Source organism: Acidimicrobiales bacterium, assembly GCA_016794585.1.
Lineage (GTDB): Bacteria > Actinomycetota > Acidimicrobiia > Acidimicrobiales > DATDAH01 > JAEUJM01.
Genome location: JAEUJM010000029.1, coordinates 66,083 through 85,574 on the forward strand (window position 1 = coordinate 66,083; position 19,492 = coordinate 85,574).

Sequence of the window (19,492 nt, forward strand, 5' to 3'; positions counted from 1 at the left end):
GCCATGACCGGACACGTGGAGCCCACCACCGAGCAGCTCGCCCAGTTCCTCGCGAACGACCCCGGCGGCACCGTGGTGATGTTGAACCTCCTGCGCTACCTCGACGAGGCCGACTACTCGGAGGCCGCCGAACTGGCGCCCGAGTCCCCCATCTCCGGCCGCGAGGCCTACCAGCGCTACTCCGAGGGCGTGCTGCCCATCCTGGCCGGCATCGGCGGGTCGATCGAGATGCTGGGCGGGTGCCACGGCACGCTCATCGGCCCCGACGACGAGCAGTGGGACGACATCGTGCTCGTGCGCTACCCGGACACCACGGCCTTCGTCTCGATGGTGTCGTCGGCCGAGTACGTGGCCATCCAGGGCCACCGCACCGCGGCGCTCGCCGACAGCCGCCTGGTGCGCACCACCGCCGTCCGCACCTGAGAGGCACGCCGCCCGGAGCCCGGCGCGCCGCCCGCCGGGGCTAGGCGGCCTGCACCGGCGTCGGGAGCTTGCGGCGCGTGGTGGTGCCGTCACCGACCTGGCCGAAGTTGTTGGCCCCCCAGCACTGGACGGTCGAGTCGGTGAGCAGCGCGCACGTGTGCTGATCGGCGCCGACGACGGTCTGCGCGTTGCTCAACGGCTGGGTGTCGAACTGGTTGCGCACCACCACGGGCAGCTTCCGCGGTGAGGTCCGGGTGCCGTCACCCGCCTGCCCGTCGCGGTTGAGGCCCCAGCAGCGCAGTTGCGCAGTGGTCACCCGGGCGCAGGCGTGGAACGCGCCCACCCCTACGGACTGGGCGCCGGTGAAGGCGGCGGTGCCCGAGGGTGCCTTCACCGCGGTCGGGCGCAACGGCCCGGCCTGGCCGGGCAGGGTCACCGTGCCGTTGCCCCGCTGTCCGTTGGTGTTGGGTCCCCAGCATCGCAACTGGCCGGTGCCGCCCAGGCGCGCACAGGTGGTCTGCAGGCGGGACGAGATCTGGGTCACGCCGGTGAGCGAGCCCGTGCCCGAGGTCGCTTTCACGAGCTTGGGCAGCAAGCGAGCCGTCGTGGTGCCGTCGCCGATCTGGCCCTGACCGTTCTCGCCGAAGCAGCGCACCGTGCCGTCGCCGAGGAGCGCGCACGTGTGGTTCGACCCGGCTGCCAGTTGCGTGACGTTCGTCAGCGGGCCCGTGCCGGCGCCGTTCTGCACCACCACGGCCCGCTTGCGGTTCGTACGGGTCCCGTCGCCGATCGTTCCCTGGTTCTGACCCCAGCAGCGGGCCTCACCGGAGGACAGCCGGGCGCAGGCGTGGAAGTCCCCGAGAGCGAGCTGGGTGATCCCGGTCAGGGTGGCACCGCCCTGCTGCTGCACCACGACGGGACGGGCGCTCGGCGTCGTGGTCCCGTCGCCGAGGTTGCCGACCAGGTTCTCGCCCCAGCACACCGCCGAGGTGTCCTGGAGGAGAGCGCAGGCGAAGCCGGTACCCACCGCCACCTGGGTGACCCCGGTGAGCGGGTCGCCGTTGGCGTCCTGCACCTGCACGGCGAGGGTGGAGGTCTGGTTGAACGCGCCACCCGTGCCGAGCGGCCCCATCCCCCAGCAGCGGGCGGTGGTGTCCTGGAGCACCGCGCACGTCATGGAGGCGTTGGCGGCGACCTGACTCACGCCGCTGAGGCCGACGCCCCCTGCCCCCGCCGGCGAGGCGACCACGACCGGTGCCATCGAGCCGGCCACCAGGCCCATCACGATCATCAGACTGCGCGTCGCTCGCATCCGCCCTCCTCGGGGAACCGGGTCCAGTCTGGACGATGAGCGGGGTGACGGGGCCGCGTCATCCTCTGCCTCTCGACCGACGACGCCGACCCGCGTCCGGGCCGCCGCCTCCCGAGGGTCGCCCGGGAGATTGCGCTCCCCACGGTCCGGGACCTTCGGCCCGCGCGTCGGCACCACGCAGAAGGGCGCGGTTGGCCGATCGGGACCCCTCCAGCGTCCGTCGATCCCGAGGTATGCGACGAACTCGAACCACGATGGCGCTGGTCCTCGTCGGGGTCGCACTCCTGATGACGACCGCGTGCCAGCCCTACGCCTACCTCCACCTCGACTCGCGGGGCCAGCCCGTGCGCTGGTCTCCGTGCGCCACGATCCACTACCAGATCGACCCCACCGGCGGACGCCTGGTCCTCACCTCGGACATCCACGACGCGTTCGCGGCGGCGTCGCTCGCCACGGGGATCCCCGTCCGCTACGACGGCAGGGTCGACGCCGACGGGGTGCACCAGGACGACCGCGACCCCGTGTGGGTCTCGTACGACGTGATCCCCGGGCGGCACGCCGGATGGAGCGACCCGGCCATCCGCGGCGGGCGCTACGTCAGCGGCGTGATCGTCCTCGACCCGGGGGACCTGAACGGCGACGCCGTCGCCCACCGCCGGGTGGCGTTCCACGAGGTGGGGCACCTGTTCGGCCTCGACCATCCCGACGGCGAGGCCTTCTCCACCCAGGTGATGGGGACCGCCGACGCTCCGTACCGGTCGGGCGACCTCGCCGGACTGCGGGCGCTGGGCCGCTCACCCAAGGGCTGCCCGGCCCGCTGAGCAGGACGACGGTGCCGTCGTCGTCCCGGAACCCGATCAGCCAGCCCCGAAGAGCGGGGACGCGCCGGCCCGGGGAGCGGCGGCGTCGAGGAGGGCGCCGACCTGTGGCGCCAGGCGCTCGACGTAGGGCGTGGCCAGGTGACTGGCATCGCGGTACACGAGGTGGCGGCCGACGATGACCGGGCACCGCTGGAGGCCACACACCAGGTCCACCGTCGGGACGAGGGGGACGCCGGCATCCGAGGCGGCCTGGGCCTCGACCCGGGCGAGGTCGAAGGCGAGCTGACCGCGGTCGAGGGCGCAGGCCGGGGCGTCGGACAGGTGCTCCGCCAGGCAGGCGGGCACGTCGCCGGCCGGGTACGGGGTGTCCCCCAGGAAGACGGTGGGCGCCGTCGCCGCCACGGCGCCGAGGGTGCGGGTGAGGGCGGCGGTCCAGTCCTCGGCGTCGGCCTCCGCGCCCGAGCCGTCTGGAGCCGGCGCGTCGTAGCGCGAGGAGCTGGCGACGACCACGAGGTCCGGCTCGAGCTCGCCGACGAGCGCGACGACGTCGTCCCGCCACGTGTCGCACTCCGTGTAGGGCCGCCCCAGCAGCCGGTTGTCGACGGTGAGGTCGGCGACGGGGCAGGCCGACTTGGTGAGCACGACGAGGCGCACGCCCGCGTCCTCGGCCAGGGCGGCGAGCGCGGGTTGCCACTGCGCCGCGTGCGAGTCGCCGACCAGCACCACCGTCCGGTCTCCGTCCGCGTCGCCGTAGGTGCAGGCCTCGACCCGGGCCGCGTCGACGGTGGTCGGCCCGAGGTCGCCGTTGCAGCCGTCGGTGAACACGACGGGGAGGTCGGCGCGGGCGTCGGCGAGGGCCGGGGTGAGGTTGGCGGGCACCTGCTCGACGAGCGCGGCGGCGTCGAGCCGCTCGGGGTCGAGGGGCGTCGGGGCACCGCCGTCGTCGGCGACCGATGTACCGGGCCCCAGCACGTCGGCGCGGGTGGCGTGCAAGACCGCGAAGGAGCCAGCCAAAGTGACCGTCACCGCGAGGCCCAGCACCACGCTGGCCCGGGGCGACGCCACCAACCTGGGTGCCCGCCGGACCGGCTGCTCGACCAGTGTGTAGGTCACGTGGGCGAGCGCCAGGGCGCCCACCCCCGCCAGCACGGCGGGCCAGCCGCCGACGTCGCGGTCCAGAGCGGCGGCGGCGAACACCATGGTCGGCCAGTGCCAGAGGTACCAGGAGTACGACCGCACGCCCACCCAGGTGAGCGGCGCCTGTCCCAGCAGCGCCGCGAACGGCCCCGAAGGCGGGCCCGCCAACACGAGCAGGGTCGCGACCGTCGGGAGCAGCGCCCACCATCCCGGCCACGCCGTGGCCGACGACAGCCCGACCACCGAGGCGACGATGGCGGCGAGACCGACGAGCTGACCGACGGCGCGCCCGCGCTCGTCGAGCCGCTCGACGCGCGACCAGGCCAGGCCCAGGAGCGCCCCGAGGCCGAGCTGCCAGGCCCGGGCCGGCAGGGCGAAGAAGGCCCATTCGGGGGCAGCGGCGGTCCACCACAGCGAGACCACGAACGATGCCCCCACTACGGCACCGACCACCGCCGCGGCGCGCCGACGGGCCGAGGCCCCACGCAGCGCCGCCCAGAGCACCAGAGGCCACACCAGGTAGAACTGCTCCTCCACCGCCAGCGACCAGAACTGCTGGAAGGCCGACGGGAACAGGTCGGCGCGCAGGTAGTCGTAGTGCTGCGCGGCGAGCCGCAGGTTGATGGTGTAGGTCGAGGTGGCGAGCGCGTCGGCGGTCAGGTCCCCCCGGTCGATGGGCGAGAGCACCCACCAGCCCACGACCACGGTGGCGACGGTCACGAGCGCCGCCACCGGCAGCAGGCGGCGGGCCCGCCGCCCGTAGAAGCCGGCGACCGAGAGGCGTCCGGAGCGCTCCACCTCCCCGACCAGCAAACCGGTGATCAGGAACCCGGAGATCACGAAGAACACGTCGACGCCGACGAACCCGCCGCCGAACCCGGGCACCCCGGCGTGGTAAGCGACGACCGCCACCACCGCGAGGGCCCGCACCCCGTCGATCTCGGGCCGGTACCGCACCGCCGCAAGCTACCGGCGCCGGTGACCCGGTGGCCGACGCGGAGGTGGAGGCGAGGGCCGTCGGATTCCGGGCGCAGTCGCCTCCACCTCGTCAGATCGTCGCCGGGCATGGGCGCCACCGACCGGACGCTGCTGCCACGATGGACGCGTGCGCCCACACGCCGCCTTTCCCGCCGCCCTGCTCGTCGTCGCTCTGGTGGCGGGCGCCTGCTCGTCGGGCGGCAAGTCCGAGGGCACCACCGACACGACCGTCGTCGAGCGTGTCGACGGCGCCCCCTTCGGTGCCGACGACCTTGCGCCCCTGCGCCTCGAGCGTGGCGAGCATCCCCGCATCGTCGACGTCGACGGGAATCAGGTGCTGCTGCGCGGCGTCAACCTCAACACCCTCGCCGAGTACGACCAGCCCAACCCCGACCTCCCGCCGACGTTCGCCTACGACGACGGCGAGTTCGCCGAGATGGCCGCGCTGGGGTTCGACGTCGTCCGCCTCCTCCTCAGCTGGTCCCGGCTCGAACCCGATCCCGGTGAGATCGACGAGGAGTACCTCTCAGAGGTCCATGCCGCGGTCGACGCAGCCGCGGCGCAGGGTCTCTACACCGTGCTCGACATGCACCAGGACGCGTACTCGAGCTTCGTGGCCAGCCCGTCCGGGACCACCTGCCCGGACGGCCAGTCCCCGGCGATCGGGTGGGACGGCGCGCCCGAGTGGGCCACCCTCACCGACGGGGCGTCGACCTGCCGCTCGGACACCGGGGGCCGCGAGAGCGCCGGGGCGGTGGTGGCGGCATGGAACAACTTCTGGGCGAACACCGAAGGCATCCAGGACCACCTGATCGAGGTGTGGGAGCGGCTGGGCGAGGAGTTCGGCGCCGAACCGGCCATCGCCGGCTACGACCTGTTGAACGAGCCGGGCTTCGGGCCCGGCGTGGACGGGACGAACGCCGCGCTCGGCGATTTCTACGGCCGCGCCATCGACGCCGTGCGCCGCGGTGAGGCCGCCGGCGGCGCCGAGACCCCCCACCTGGTGTTCGTGGAGCCGGTGATCCTGTGGTCGGGCCTGGGCGACGCGCCCGTGCCGACCGACTTCACCGACGATCCCGACGTCGTGTTCTCCCCCCACCTCTACGCCGAGTCGATCTCGTCCGCGGGCGTCACCATCGCGGAGGGGTTCGCCAACGCCGAGACCACCGCCGCCGCCCTCGACACCACCTTCTGGGTGGGCGAGTACGGGTGGTTCGGCGACCCGGACGAGCAGGCCGGCCTCGTGGCGGAGTACGCACGCCAGGAGGACCGTCACCTGGTCGGCGGCGCCTGGTGGCAATGGCGCCAGGCCTGTGGCGACCCGCACTCGGTGGGCGTGGGCCCCGCCTACGAGCCGCCCGAGGTGCTCGTGCACCTGCACCGCACCGCCTGCCCGAGCGGCGAGGACCTGGGGCTGACCCAGCCGTGGGCGACCATCCTCTCGCGCACCTATCCCCGGGCCGCGCCGGGGCGCCTCACCCGCCTGCGCAACGATCCCGTGACCGGCGCCGCCCGCATCCGCGGCGAGGTCGACGGCGAAGGCACGCTCGTGCTCTGGGTGCCCGACCGCGACCTCGGGGTCCCCCTGGTGTCCACCACCACCGGCGCCTCCGGGACCGTCACCGCCGGCGCCGGCGGGTTTCGTGTCGAGGTGCCCGTGTCCGGCACGTACGAGGTGCGGGTGACCCCGACCGACGCGCTCCAGGTCGGCGGCTGAGCACTAGCGTCCCCGGTGATCGAGTCCGACCAGGACGGGGGAACACCTTCATGTCCATCCTTGGGAACCGGGTGCTGCGCACCGAGGACCCCGCCTTCCTGACCGTCGGGGGCACCTACGTCGACGACGTCGTGCTGCCGGGAACGCCGGCCCACGTGGTCTACGTGCGCTCCACCATGGCCAGCGCCCGCCTCCTCGAGGTCGACACCAGCGAGGCGGCGGCGATGCCGGGCGTGCTCGCGGTGTGGACCATCGACGACGTCGACATCGCCGACCAGGCCCCGTCGATGGGCTTCCTCAACCAGCAGATGCTCCGCCCTCTCCTGGCCCGTGACGTCGTGCGCTTCGTGGGCGAGCCCATCGCCGCGGTCGTGGCCGAGACCCGCAGTCAGGCCACCGACGCGGCCGAGCTGGTGATCGTCGACTACGACCCCCTCGACGCCGTCGTCGACCCCGAGGCCGCCCTCTCGCCGGCCCAGCCCCTCTTCCCCGACGCCGACACCCAGGGCGTCATGTCCATCCCCGCCGGCGGGATGACCGCGGACTTCTCCGACTGCGAGGTCGTGGTCGAGCAGCGCATCGTCAACCAGAAGGTGGCGCCCTGCCCCATCGAGCCGCGCTCGGCGGCGGCGTACTGGGACGACGACGGTCGCCTCGTCGTCTACTCCAGCAACCAGGGCGCCCACCCGATCCGGGAGTCCGTGGCCAAGGTGCTCGGCCTCGGCGAGGACCAGGTCCGCGTCGTCACCCCCGACGTGGGAGGCAGCTTCGGCTCGAAGTCGAGCGCCTACCCCGAGGACCTCCTCCTCGGCCCGCTGTCCAAGCACCTCGGCCGCCCCGTGAAGTGGACCGAGACCCGCTCCGAGTCGATGGTGAACCTCGGGCACGGCCGCGCCCAGATCCAGGACGTCACCATCGGCGGCACCCGCGACGGCAAGATCACCGCCTACCGCCTGAAGGTCGTCCAGGACTCGGGGGCCTACCCGATGATGGGAGCGATCCTGCCCTTCATGACCCGGATGATGACCACCGGCGTCTACGACGTGACCAACGCCGAGTTCAGCGCCGAGTCCGTGGCCACCAACACCACGCCGCTGGTCGCGTTCCGGGGTGCGGGGCGTCCCGAGGCCGCCGCGGCCATCGAGCGGGCAGTGGACCTCTTCGCCGCCGAGATCGGCAGGGACCCCGCCGAGGTGCGCCGCCGCAATCTCCTCGCCGACGACGCCTTCCCCTACGACACCCCTGGCGGCGCCACCTACGACATCGGGGCCTACACGGCCGCGCTCGACCTCCTGCTCGAGTCCGCCGGCTACGCCGAGCTGCGGGCCGAGCAGCAGCGCCGCCGCGACGCCGGCGCCACCAAGGTGCTGGGCCTCGGGCTCTCCGTGTACGTCGAGATCACCGCCCTCGGCGGGGGCTCCGAGTTCGGCTCCGTCGAGCTGCGGTCCGACGGCACCTTCCTCGCCAAGACGGGCTCGTCCCCCTACGGCCAGGGCCACAAGACGGCCTGGGCCATGCTCGTGGCCGACCGCCTCGGGGTGCCCATCGACCAGGTCGAGGTCGTGTTCGGCGACACCGACGTCATCCCCACCGGCTCGGTGACCGGCGGCTCCCGCTCGGTGCAGGTGGCCGGCTCGGCCATCCACGACGCCGCCGGCAAGCTCCACGACCTCGCCCGGGACGCCGCCGCCGACCTGCTCGAGGCCAGTGCCGACGACCTCGTGCTCGGTGAGCCCGGCGCGGACGGCCGTCGTCGCTTCCACGTGGCCGGCGTGCCCGCGGTCTCCGTGGGATGGGACGAGGTCGCCACGTCGACGGCCGGTGCCAACCCGCTGGTGGGGGTGTCCGACTTCAACGCCCCGGGCCCGACCTTCCCCTTCGGTGCCCACCTCGCCGTGGTCGAGATCGACACCGAGACCGGTTCGGTCGAGCTCACCCGCCTCGTGGCGGTCGACGACGCCGGCACCATCCTCAACCCCCTCCTCGCCGACGGCCAGGTGCACGGCGGCCTCGCCCAAGGCGTGGCGCAGGCCCTGCTCGAGGAGGTGCGCTACGACGAGGACGGCAACCCCCTGACCACCAACTTCATGGACTACGCGGTGATCACCGCCACCGAGCTGCCCATGTTCGAGCGCATCCCCATGGAGACGCCGACGCCCTACAACGAGCTCGGGGCCAAAGGCATCGGCGAGTCCGGCACCGTCGGCGCCACACCGGCCGTGCAGAACGCCGTGGTCGACGCCCTCGCCCACCTCGGCGTGCGCCACGTCGACATGCCCTGCACCCCCGAGCGGGTGTGGCGGGCGCTGGAAGACGCCGCCGCCACGGTCTGACCCCGGACGTACCGACGTTCCGGGTACTCCCCGGGACCCGCTGAGCACACACGGGAGTGCCCAGAACGGGAGGGGGTCGGGTCGGGCGGGCTCAGACCCGCCGGCGGGCGACCTCGTAGCAGGCGAGGGTGCCGGCGGCGCCGACGTTGAGCGAGCCGAGCGCGCCGCGCAGCGGGATCGACACCACGCTGTCGCAGCGCTGGGCCACCAGGCGGGAGAGGCCCTTTCCCTCGCTGCCCAGCACCAGCGCCACCGGCTCCTTCGCGAGGGTGAGGTCGAAGAGGGACTGGTCGGCGGCGCCGTCGAGGCCCACCACCCAGACCCCGAGCTCCTGCAGACGGGTGATGGCGGCGGGGAGCCCCCCCACGAGGCACATGGGCAGGTGCTCGATGGCGCCGGCCGCGGACTTGGTGACGGTCGGCGACAGGTGCACAGCCCGGTGGCGCGGCAGCACGACGCCGGACACGCCGGCGCACTCCGCCGAACGGAGCAGGGCGCCCAGGTTCCCCGGGTCGGTGACGCCGTCGACCATGAGCAGGAAGGGCGCCTGGCCGGTGGACCGGTCGCCCGCCTGGGCCAGTTCGTCGAGTGAGTGCTCGGGCACCGGCTGAGCGAACGCGAGGACCCCCTGCGACGACTCCGTGCGGGCCGTCGAGTCGAACTTGGCCCGGCTCAGCTCGTTCACCGGGACCTTGTGCTCGTCGGCGAGGTCGATGATGTCGTCGAGGATGGGCGCGTCGTCGAGGCCCGAGCTGAAGATCACCTCGACGGTCTTGCGTCGGCCCGCCAGCAGCAGCTCGCGGACCGACTGACGGCCCTCCACCTGCTCGCCCCCCAGGCCCCGCTTGTCCACGGGCTTGTTGCGGTTGGGCCGTGCCGGGGGTGCCCCGACGCGGGCGCCGCTGCGGTCGCCCGATCGCCCGCGACCCGCCGGCGGCTTGCCGCGGCCCTTCCCGCCGCCCCGACCGCCCCCGGACGGCGAGCGGCCCCCGCCCCCGGAGGAGCGACCACCGCCGCCGGAGCGACCGCCGCCGCCTCGACCGCCCTGGCGGGGCGGGCTCACGGCCGCCTCCCGGCCGATGCCTGCTGGTGGAGCGTGGGTGGGGCGAGCAGGGTCATGAGGTCTCCACGAGGAGGGCGACGGCGAGGCAGGCGATGCCCTCGGTACGGCCGAGGGCGCCGAGGCCCTCGGCCCGGGTGGCTTTCACCGACACCGGCGCGCCGACGGCGGAGCCGAGGCGCTGCTGCATGTCGTCGCGGCGGGCGGCCAGCTTGGGGCGCTCGGCGATGACGGTGCAGTCGACGTTGGCGGGCGACCAGCCGGCGGCGCGCACCCGGGCGGTCACCTCGGCCAGAAGGGCGATGCTGTCGGCGCCGGCCCAGGCGGGATCGGTGTCGGGGAAGTGCTGGCCGATGTCACCGAGCCCGGCGGCGCCGAGGAGCGCGTCGGCACAGGCGTGGGCCACGGCGTCGGCGTCGCTGTGGCCGCGCAGCGGGGTCTCGCCGGGGAAGGTGACGCCGCCGAGCGTGAGCACCCGATCACCCGCGTCCTCGTCGTCGCCGAGGAAGGGATGCAGGTCGAAGCCCTGGCCGATGCGCAGGCCGGCGCCGGCCGCCGGGCGGGCGTCGGTCACGCGTCGGCCTCGTCGAGCAGGACCGCGGCGATGCGCAGATCACCGGGGTCGGTGATCTTCAAGTTGTGGGAGCGGCCGGGCACGACCACCACCGTGCCACCTGCGGCCTCCACGAGCGAGGCGTCGTCGGTGGCCTCGCCGCCGGCGGCGTGCGCGGCTCGGAGGGCGGAGGCCCGGAACGCCTGGGGCGTCTGCACCGCCACGAGGTGGGAGCGGTCGATCACACCTTCGTCGGCGTGGCGGATGGTGTCGTGCACGGCGACGCCGGGGACGGCGGCGTCGGCGCCCTGGCGGACCGCGGCGATCACCTCGGCGAAGAGCGAGGCCGGCGCCACCGGGCGGGCGGCGTCGTGCACCACGATGACGCCGGCATCGTCGGGCACCGCCGCCAGTCCCGCCCGCACGGACTCGGACCGGGTGGCGCCGCCGGGCACGGAGACGTCGGCTGCGGGCTCCGATCGGCCGGTGCCGGCGGGGAGCACGCACACCACGCCGTCGCATGCGGCCCGGGCGGCCGCGAGCGACCAGTCGATCACGCGCCGGCCGCGGAGCGGCTCGAACTGCTTCGGGCCGCCGAAGCGGGCCCCCGAGCCGGCGGCCACGACGACGGCCCAGGTGTCACCACTCGGTGCGGCTTCGTGAGGTGAAGGGGACGGGGGCACGACCTGCAATCTACGATGACGAACGTCATGGTGGATCAGGGGGTGCTGACCGACGTCGTGCTGTTCCGCGACCTGAGCCCGGACGCGCTCGCGACCGTGACCGCGGCTGCTTCGATGCTCACCGTCGAGCGGGGCGACGTCGTGTTCTCCGTCGAGGACGACCCGGACGCGTTGTTCGTGGTCGAGTCGGGCCGCATCGCCATCGCCAACAAGTCCGAGGACGGCCGGGAGTCGCTGATCGCTCTCATGGAGCGCGGCGACCTGTTCGGCGAGATGCCCCTCTTCGACGGCCTCCCCCGTTCGGCCGAGGCGAGGGCCCTCGAGGAGTCGCAGCTCATCGCCATCCCCTACGAGCCCCTGCGCGAGGTGTTCGAGGCCGAGCCCGGGCACCTGTGGCGGGTCGTCGAACTGCTGGCCGGCCGCCTCCGCACCACCGACGAGGCGCTGGCCGACTCCGTCTTCCTCGACGTCACCGGCCGCACCGCCAAGCGCCTCCTCGAGCTCGCCGGTGAGAGCGACCACTTCGAGCTGCCCATCACCCAGGAAGAGCTGGCGGGCATGGTCGGCGCCTCCCGCGAGCGGGTCAACAAGGCCATCTCGTCGTTCATCCGCCTCGGCTGGCTCGAGCCTGCGGACGGCGGGTACACCATCACCAACCGCCAGCAGATGACCATCCGCGCTCGCTGAGCGCGCCGGCGTCGGCTCTCCTACGCTGGGCCCGGGCGCGACGAGCGGGGGGCAGAACGTGCGCGAGCAGCGACGAGTACGACGACACACCGGCCGGTGGACCGGCGCCGCGCTCCTCCTTGCATTCGTGGCGGCCCTCGCGGTCTCCGCACCGACGGCGTCGGCGACGCCCACCCGAGGGGCCGCCGTCGAGACCGTGCAGCAGTCTCCGAACGAACCGACCGCGGTCCAGGTGACGGCGGGGACCGACCACTCCTGCGCGCTCCTCGGCACGGGCGAGGTCAAGTGCTGGGGGGGCAACGCCTACGGCCAGCTCGGCGTCGGTGACACCGACACCCGCGGGGACACCCCCGGCGAGCTGGGCGATGGGCTCCCGCCCGTCGATCTCGGCGCCGACCGGACCGCCACCGCCATCGCCGCCGCGGGCCACCACACGTGCGCGCTGCTCGACGACGGCACCGTGAAGTGCTGGGGCATGAACGACGTCGGCCAGCTGGGCCAGGACGACACCTTCGGCCACGGCTACAGCACCGGCCAGATGGGTGACACCCTGGCGCCCGTCGACCTGGGCGAGGGCCGCACGGCCGTGGCCATCACGGCGGCGGCTCGCGGCTGGCACCGGCCCAGCATCGGCTACACCTGCGCGCTGCTCGACGACGGGTCCGTGAAGTGTTGGGGTGGGAATGCCTACGGGCAGCTCGGCCAGGGTGTCCTGACGCCCCTCGGCGACCAGGACGGCGAGATGGCCGCGTTGGCTCCGGTCGACCTCGGGCCCGGGCGTACCGCCCTGGCCGTCGACGCGGGCGCCGAGTTCGCCTGCGCGATCCGCGACACCCACGATGTCGTCTGTTGGGGCGAGACGGACGGCGTCCACACCGATCGCCACGACGTGGACGACAGCGTCGGCGACGACCCCGGCGAGATGGGGAGTGCCCTGGTGCCGGTGAACCTGGGCCCGGGGCGCACGGCCACCGCCATCAGCGTCAGCGACACCCATGCCTGCGCGCTCCGGGACGACCAGCGACTGGTCTGCTGGGGCCAGAACAACGACGGCCAGCTCGGCATCGGCACCACCACACCCGCTGGGCTGAGCCAGCCGCTCCCCGACGACCACCCCTCGGTGGACCTTGGGACGGGCCGGACCGCGGTCGCCCTCACCACCGGCGGCTACCACCACACGTGCGTGCTGCTCGACGACCAGACCGTGAAGTGCTGGGGCGACTACCAGCGCGGCACCCTCGGCACCGGCGACCTCCTGCGTCGGGGCGACGGACCCGACGAGATGGGCGATGCCCTCCTCCCGATCGACCTCGGTCCGGGGCGCACCGCGACGGCGGTGACCCTCGGGGACTTCCACGCCTGCGCGGTCCTCGACGACGGCACCGTGAAGTGCTGGGGCGACAACGAGCGTGGCCAGCTCGGGCTCGGGGACACGTCCGTACGCGGCGACGCACCCGGCGAGATGGGCGACCAGCTGCCGGCGGTCGACCTCGGGACGCCGGCGCCCGCACTGGCCGTGGACGTCACCGCCGACCAGACCGAGGTCGAGGCGGGCTCGGCCATCGACTACCACGTCACCGTCACCAACACGGGCAACGTCGACCTCTCTGGCGTGACCGTGGTCGATCCCGCCGCACCGGCCTGTGCGAGCGACGTCGGGACGCTCACCGTCCGCAACGCGGTCACCGTGGACTGCTCGTACACCACGGCGGCGAACCACGCCGGCACCTACACCAACGTCGCCACCGCCGACAGCGACCAGACCGAGCCGGTGGACTCGACCCCGGTCGACGTCACCGTCACCCTCACGCACCAGCCCGACCTCGCCCTGAAGCTCGCCGGTCGGGCCTTCGTCGGCGGCGACGCCTATGGACGCGACGGCGCCGCCCAAGCGGTCGACGCCACACGCCGACGCGGCGGTCGGGCCACGTTCTACGTTCGCATCGAGAACGACGGCGCGGTGGCCGACACCTTCGACCTGCGACGCGTCGGCACCAGTCCCGGGGTCGACGTCCGGTTCTTCCGAGGGCGGACCGCCACCGACCTGACCGGAGCGGTCGTGGGACGCACCTACCTCACTCGCCCACTGGCGCCCGGCCAGTCCGTACTGGTGAGGGTGGAGGCCGTGGCGTCTGCCGGCGCGGCGCCAGGGACGCGCTCGATCGTCCTCCGGAGTCGCTCGACGACCGAGACGACCCGCGTCGACACGGTGCTCGCCCGGGTGACGGTGCGGTGAGCCTCAGCCGTTCAGGAAGGTGACGGCGCGGCGCCAGGCGTCGGCGGCGTCGTCGGGGCGGTGGGCCGGGCGACTCGGGTCGTGCACGAAGCCGTGCTCGGCGCCCTCGTAGCGCACGACCTCGGCCCCCGTTGCCTCGAGGTCGTCGACGTCGCCGGCCGGTGTGTACGGGTCGTTGGTGCCGATGATGGCCAGCACCGGTGAGGCGCCAGGCGTGGTCACCGCCTCGAGGGGCTCGCCCTGGCCCTCGCTCTGCCAGTCCTCGGGGACACGGATCATCCCGTAGAAGGCGACGCACCGCGAGAAGCGACCGGTGCCCGAGGCCTTCAGCGCGTACATGCCGCCCATGCAGAAGCCGATGAGTCCGACTCGCTCTTCACCCGTGGCGTCGGCGGCCTCCACCAGGGCACCGACCTGGGTGCCGTCCACCAGGCCACCCACGGCGGCCATGCGCTCGCCGAGGTCCATGTGCTCGCGCCCGGGGAAGGGCTCGGGGGCGCACACCACCCAGCCGTTCTCGTCGGCGAGGCGTTGGCAGAGGTCGTCGAAGAGGGGCCGCAGGCCTCCGATGTCGGGGGCGATCACGAGGCCGGCGATGGCGGCGCCCTCGCTCGGACGGGCGACACGGGCAGGGACGCCGGAGGGGAGGGTGATGGTCTCGATCATCGGGGCAACCTCATGGGGAGCGGTCGGGGCACAGCGGTGGGCGGGGTGCGGCCGCGGCCGCACCGGTCATCCGTAGCGGTCGAGGATGCTGGTCTCGGCCAGCCGGGCGAGGCCGTCCTTCATGGCTCGGGCCCGGCTCTCCCCCACGCCCTCGACCTCGTCGAGGTCGGCGATGGTGGCCCGCATGATCTTCTGGAGGTCGCCGAAGCGCTCGACCACGTTGTCGATCACGGCCTCGGGCAGACGGGGGATCTTGGCCAGGAGTCGATGCCCTCTCGGGGCGACACCGAGATCGAGGTCGACCTCGTCGGCCGACCCGGGCAGGTTGAGGGTTGCCGCGACACCCTTCTGGTCGAGGAGATCCTCGGTGGACAAGCTCGCCAGCGCGTCCAACGCATCCTCGAGGCGGTGGGCCTCGGTGCGGTGGAAGTAGTCGGCGACCGCGAGCCGGCGGTCGGCGACCACGCCGGAGTAGAGCTCTTCGAGCTGCAGGCGCACGAGCCGGCCGTCCTCGCCCAGTTCGACGATGTGGCTGTCGATCTCCTCGGCGATGCGCCGCACCATCTCGGCCCGCTGGATGACGCTGACCACGTCGCGCAGGGTGACGAGGTCCTCCACCTCGAGCGCCGACAGCGACCGGGACACCGCGTCGAGGCGGGTGCGGTAGCGCTCGAGGGTCTGGAGCGCCTGGTTGGACCGGTCGAGCAGACGCGGGATGGGCTCGAGGGGGTGCTTCTCGTCACCCACGTAGACGGCGATGACGGCCATGCGCTCGGACACCGAGATGACGGGCACGTTGATCGAGCGGGCGACCCGCTCGGCCGTGCGGTGGCGGGTGCCCGTCTCGGACGTGGGGACGTTGGGGTTGGGCACGAGGTGGACGTTGGCCCGAGCGATGCGGCTGGCGTCCGCGGCCAGGATGATGGCCCCGTCCATCTTGGCCAGCTCGGACAGGCGCTGTGGGGTGAAGGCGGCGTCGAGCAGGAAGCCGCCCGAGCAGAGGTTGAGCACGTCCGGCCCATCGCCGACGACGATCAGGGCGCCCATCCCGGACAGCAGGATGCGATCGAGGCCCTCGCGCAGCGGACGCCCGGGCGCGGAGGCGGCCAGGGCGGCCCGGAGGGCTTCGCTTGGCTGCGCCACGACGAGAGCTTAGTGGGCGACCCCTGTCGGACGGGCGGGTCAGACCGCGGCCACGAGGGGACGGCCGAGGCCACCGCCGTGGCACAGCCGCACGGCTTCGGCCAGGGTGGCGGCGGGCACGGCCCGCATGCCCGGCGGGGGCTCGGGGCCGTCGGGGGCGACGAGGGCGGTGGCAAAGCCGAGGCGGGCGGCCTCGGCGAGGCGTCGATCGAGTCGGGCCACCTGGCGCAGCTCGCCACCGAGGCCCAGCTCGGCGCAGACCACCACCCCATCCACCAGCGGGGTGTCGCTGGCGGCGGTGACCACCGCGAGGGCGAGCGCGAGATCCGCCCCCGGCTCGGTGACGCGCAGGCCCCCGGCGGCGAGGGCGTACACGTCGGACTTGGCCACGGAGATGCCGGCCCGCTCCTGGAGGACGGCGAGGATCATGTTCAGCCGCCCGCTGTCGACCCCCTGCGCGGAGCGGCGCGGGTTGCCGAGGTCGGAACCGGTGACCAGCGCCTGGATCTCGACGAGCAGTGGCCGGTTGCCGTCGAGGGTGGGCACGACGACCGAGCCCGGCACCCCCCGCCGGCGGTCGGACAGGAACAGGCCGCTCGGGTCGGGCACGCCGAGCATGCCCCGGTCGGTCATCTGGAACAGGCCCAGCTCGTGGGTGGGGCCGAAGCGGTGCTTCACCGCCCGCAGCATGCGCAGGGCGTGGTGGCGGTCGCCCTCGAAGGTGCAGACGGTGTCGACCACGTGCTCGAGCACGCGGGGCCCGGCCAGGGACCCGTCCTTCGTGACGTGGCCCACCAGCACGACGGCCACCCCCCGCTGCTTGGCTTCGGTGACGAGCTGAGCGGCGACGTGACGCACCTGGGCCACCGAGCCCGGTGCCGACGAGAGCTGCGGGTCGGCCAGGGCCTGGACGGAGTCGATCACCACCAGTGCGGGATCGGTGGACGAGAGGTCGGCCAGCACGGTGGGGAGACTGGTCTCGGCCACCAACCAGAGGTTGGGGTCGAGCGTGTCGAGACGACCGGCCCGGAGTCGCACCTGCTGACGGGACTCCTCGGCCGAGACGTACAGGACGCGGTCACCGGCCGCGGCGCGGGTCGCGGCAGCCTGGAGCAACAAGGTGGACTTGCCGATCCCGGGCTCACCCCCCAGGAGGGTGACCGATCCGGGGACGAGCCCCCCGCCGAGCACCCGATCGAGCTCGTCGATGCCGGTGGGGATGGCCACCCATTCGTCGGCGGGCACCCGGTCGATCGGCATGGGGCCCGCGCCCGTGCGCCGTGCCGCGACGGCAGGGAGCGGCGCGGCCTCGGCCAGCTCCTCCACGAGCGAGTTCCACGCCTCGCACGTGGGGCAGCGCCCCAGCCACCGCGGGGACTCGCCGCCGCACTCGCCACACCGGAACACCGTCTTGACCCGAGCCATACGAACAAACGTACGCCCCGGGTGTGACAACGTGGCGCACCCGGGCGCTGGGACCGACTCCCGGGACCGGGACTACGCGGCGGGGCAGGCCGGGGCGCTCGGCACGGCGCCGCCGGCGACGGCGTCCGCGGAGAGCCCTCGCAGCGAGCGGAGCAGCTGGGCGCGGCGGAGGGGGGCGTCGGGGCGGAAGGTGCCGCCCACCAGCAGGGCGTCGACCCCGTGCGCCACCAGCCACTCCACCGCCGGCGCGTACTTCGCCTGCGGGTCGAGCCCGGGGACCGTGGGCGAGGGCGGCGCCGCGACCGGTCGGCCGGCGAGGCGCCACAGCGCCATGGCCGCCGCGGCCCGCGAGACGACCCTCGCCCCTCCGAACGTCCCGTCGCGCCGGGGATGGAGGATGCCCGAGTCGACCACCCACTCGATCGCCGCGCTCCCCCCGGTCCGTCCGGTGGCGTCGGGTACCTCGCCGGTCCAGCGCCACGCCCACGCGGCGAACTGGCGGCGGGTGACGTCGCCCGACGGCGTCAGCGGTCCCGTCACGGTGCCGTTGAGCACACCCGCGCCGGTCGCCCAGGCAACCACCTGGGCGGTGGCCGAGCCCGGGACGACGTCGGCGTAGGCGACGGGCCCCCCGACCGTGCAGGCCAGGAACCCCGCCACCTCCGGCGCCGCCGGATCGAAGAACCCGGTGGCGTCGTGGGTGGCCCCGTCGTAGACCAGCAGGTCACAGGCGCCGCCGGCGGCCTCCCAACGCTTGCACGTGTCGTCGGCCCAGTTCAGCGGGATGAGGGTGTCCGCCGAGCCGTGCAGCATGCGCACAGGCGCCGACGCCGCGCCCACGTCGCCGGCGAGGAAGCCGGAGACGGCCAGCACCCCGGCCACCATCGACGACTCCTCCGGGGTGCCGCTGTCCCCCGGGTCGTCCGGGTGGGCACCGACCCGCAGCGCGGTGATCGCGCCCGCCGAGTGGCCGGTCACCGCGATGCGCTCAGGGTCGATGCGCAGCTCGCTCGAATGGACCCGCAACCAGCGGACCGCGGCCTGCACGTCGTGCTGGGCGTCCACCGCGGCCACCGGGAACTCGGGGTAGGCGTCGGGGCGGAGGCGGTAGTCCACCGCCGCCACCACGATCCCCTGCTCGGCGAAGGCCTGCGCCATGGCGACGTAGACAGGATCGGTCTTGTCGCCCTGGGAGAAGCCGCCGCCGTGGACCACCACCAGGGCCGGCCTCACTCCGACCACGGCGCTCGGGTCGTAGAGGTCGAGCCGGAGGGTCTCGGGGAGACCGGTCTCGTCGGGGGCCTCGCCGTAGGCGATGTCCGGCGTCACCACCACGCCCGCCTCTCCCGTTCCCGTCGACATCGCCCGGCGAGCAGGCGATGCCCCGGCCGGGCCCGCCGTCGCCGACAGACCGAGCGCCACGACCGCCACCGAGGCCGCGACGCCCACCACCTGGACGAGGCGGCGGTGCGAGGGACGGGGCACACCCCTTCATCGACACCCCGACGGCCCGACTTGGGCCAAAAGACCTACGCCAGCTCAACATCCTCGCGGTGCTGCCGACGGCGGCGGACGCCGCCCCGGATCACGCGGAAGAGCAGGAGCAGCACGAGCAGGACGAGGGCGCCGGCCGACACCGCGGCGAGGGCCAGCACGGTGGTGTCCCGCTCCGAGGACTCGGCGGCCATGCGCACCGGGTCGTCGCCCAGGTCGGCGGTCCAGGTGGCCGAGGAGGCGCCGGTCGCCTCGCCGTCGGTGGTGAAGTCGCCCTCGGGCAGGGTGGCGGAGACGGTCACGGACATGGTGTCCGCGAGCGGCTCGCCGAGCTGCTCCTCGAGCGAGGCCTGGTCCTGGCCGAACGTGTCCGAGCCGAGCACGGCCTCGAGGTCCTCGTCGCTGAAGGTGGCGAGGCCGGCGGAGAGGTCGAGCGTCCCGCCGAAGGCCCAGGAGGTCTCGGCGAAGGTGTGGTCCCGGCGCAGGGTCAATGCCCGCAGCAGGCCGCCGCGACCACCGATCTCGCGCAGCACTTCGCGGCCCTGCTCGGCGTTGGCGAAGGGCTTGCGGGCCACGATCTCGACGCCGCCCTCGGTGTCGGTCGGGCCCGTCACCTCCCAACCGGTGGCCTCGAGGTCGCGGACGCGCAGGTCCTCGGCCAGGTTCGGCACCCGGGCGGCGGCGTCCTCGTCGAGGGTGACGGTCACCTCGACCGCCCCCGAGCCGTCCTCGGCCATGGTGACGTCGACGTGGGCGTCGACCTGGCACCCGGCCAGCACCGCCACGAGCGCAGCGACCGCCAGGAAAACGCGAGCTCGACGCAC

At 73.9% G+C, this 19,492-nt stretch carries 15 protein-coding genes and 1 pseudogene; 6 read left to right on the forward strand and 10 right to left on the reverse strand.

Annotated elements, in window-relative coordinates; translation table 11 throughout:
• The first annotated feature begins 3 nt into the window (after positions 1 to 3).
• Positions 4 to 423 carry a DUF1330 domain-containing protein gene (locus tag JNK12_14860; GenBank protein MBL8777221.1) on the forward strand — a complete coding sequence of 140 codons (420 nt, stop codon included), beginning with the start codon at positions 4 to 6 and terminating at the stop codon, positions 421 to 423.
• Positions 424 to 463: 40 nt separating this feature from the next.
• Here JNK12_14860 and JNK12_14865 read toward each other — a convergent pair whose 3' ends face one another.
• The gene (locus tag JNK12_14865; protein MBL8777222.1) at positions 464 to 1,735 is read right to left on the reverse strand and encodes a hypothetical protein; all 1,272 of its coding nucleotides are present in this window, start codon (positions 1,733 to 1,735) and stop codon (positions 464 to 466) included.
• 233 nt (positions 1,736 to 1,968) lie between these two features.
• Here JNK12_14865 and JNK12_14870 point away from each other — a divergent pair, with 233 nt between their 5' ends.
• Positions 1,969 to 2,556, forward strand: coding sequence for a hypothetical protein (locus JNK12_14870; protein ID MBL8777223.1), 588 nt, complete (start codon positions 1,969 to 1,971; stop codon positions 2,554 to 2,556).
• A 36-nt stretch (positions 2,557 to 2,592) separates the two neighbouring features.
• Here JNK12_14870 and JNK12_14875 read toward each other — a convergent pair whose 3' ends face one another.
• Positions 2,593 to 4,650: an acyltransferase family protein gene (locus tag JNK12_14875; protein ID MBL8777224.1), complete on the reverse strand. Its 2,058-nt coding sequence runs from the start codon at positions 4,648 to 4,650 to the stop codon at positions 2,593 to 2,595.
• 148 nt (positions 4,651 to 4,798) lie between these two features.
• Between JNK12_14875 and JNK12_14880 the strand changes: the two genes are divergently transcribed.
• Positions 4,799 to 6,388 carry a cellulase family glycosylhydrolase gene (locus JNK12_14880; GenBank protein MBL8777225.1) on the forward strand — a complete coding sequence of 530 codons (1,590 nt, stop codon included), beginning with the start codon at positions 4,799 to 4,801 and terminating at the stop codon, positions 6,386 to 6,388.
• Positions 6,389 to 6,438: 50 nt separating this feature from the next.
• A complete protein-coding gene (locus tag JNK12_14885) occupies positions 6,439 to 8,721 on the forward strand; it encodes a xanthine dehydrogenase family protein molybdopterin-binding subunit (protein ID MBL8777226.1) in 2,283 nt (760 codons plus the stop codon).
• A 91-nt stretch (positions 8,722 to 8,812) separates the two neighbouring features.
• Here the strand turns inward: JNK12_14885 and rlmB are convergent, their stop codons facing one another.
• From rlmB to ispD, 3 genes are read right to left on the reverse strand one after another with little or no spacing between them, the layout of a single operon-like run.
• The gene (rlmB, locus tag JNK12_14890; protein ID MBL8777227.1) at positions 8,813 to 9,784 is read right to left on the reverse strand and encodes a 23S rRNA (guanosine(2251)-2'-O)-methyltransferase RlmB; all 972 of its coding nucleotides are present in this window, start codon (positions 9,782 to 9,784) and stop codon (positions 8,813 to 8,815) included.
• A 52-nt stretch (positions 9,785 to 9,836) separates the two neighbouring features.
• Positions 9,837 to 10,322 carry a 2-C-methyl-D-erythritol 2,4-cyclodiphosphate synthase gene (locus tag JNK12_14895; protein ID MBL8777228.1) on the reverse strand — a complete coding sequence of 162 codons (486 nt, stop codon included), beginning with the start codon at positions 10,320 to 10,322 and terminating at the stop codon, positions 9,837 to 9,839.
• A 29-nt stretch (positions 10,323 to 10,351) separates the two neighbouring features.
• A complete protein-coding gene (gene ispD / locus JNK12_14900) occupies positions 10,352 to 11,017 on the reverse strand; it encodes a 2-C-methyl-D-erythritol 4-phosphate cytidylyltransferase (protein ID MBL8777229.1) in 666 nt (221 codons plus the stop codon).
• Between the two features lie 27 nt (positions 11,018 to 11,044).
• Here ispD and JNK12_14905 point away from each other — a divergent pair, with 27 nt between their 5' ends.
• Both JNK12_14905 and JNK12_14910 read left to right on the forward strand, forming a co-directional pair.
• A complete protein-coding gene (locus JNK12_14905; protein ID MBL8777230.1) occupies positions 11,045 to 11,704 on the forward strand; it encodes a Crp/Fnr family transcriptional regulator in 660 nt (219 codons plus the stop codon).
• A 127-nt stretch (positions 11,705 to 11,831) separates the two neighbouring features.
• Positions 11,832 to 13,940 carry a hypothetical protein gene (locus JNK12_14910; protein MBL8777231.1) on the forward strand — a complete coding sequence of 703 codons (2,109 nt, stop codon included), beginning with the start codon at positions 11,832 to 11,834 and terminating at the stop codon, positions 13,938 to 13,940.
• A 3-nt stretch (positions 13,941 to 13,943) separates the two neighbouring features.
• On the opposite strand, the gene JNK12_14915 is transcribed toward JNK12_14910, so the two are convergent.
• The 5 genes and pseudogenes from JNK12_14915 to JNK12_14935 form a co-directional block, all read right to left on the reverse strand.
• Positions 13,944 to 14,606: a dienelactone hydrolase family protein gene (locus JNK12_14915; protein ID MBL8777232.1), complete on the reverse strand. Its 663-nt coding sequence runs from the start codon at positions 14,604 to 14,606 to the stop codon at positions 13,944 to 13,946.
• 66 nt (positions 14,607 to 14,672) lie between these two features.
• Positions 14,673 to 15,749 carry a DNA integrity scanning protein DisA gene (gene disA / locus JNK12_14920; protein ID MBL8777233.1) on the reverse strand — a complete coding sequence of 359 codons (1,077 nt, stop codon included), beginning with the start codon at positions 15,747 to 15,749 and terminating at the stop codon, positions 14,673 to 14,675.
• A gap of 42 nt (positions 15,750 to 15,791) precedes the next feature.
• Positions 15,792 to 17,174: pseudogene (gene radA / locus JNK12_14925) on the reverse strand (DNA repair protein RadA).
• Between the two features lie 72 nt (positions 17,175 to 17,246).
• Positions 17,247 to 18,659, reverse strand: a complete 1,413-nt coding sequence (locus JNK12_14930) for an S-layer homology domain-containing protein (GenBank protein MBL8777234.1) — start codon at positions 18,657 to 18,659, stop codon at positions 17,247 to 17,249.
• A gap of 44 nt (positions 18,660 to 18,703) precedes the next feature.
• Complete coding sequence (locus JNK12_14935) at positions 18,704 to 19,492, reverse strand: hypothetical protein (protein ID MBL8777235.1); 789 nt, start codon at positions 19,490 to 19,492, stop codon at positions 18,704 to 18,706.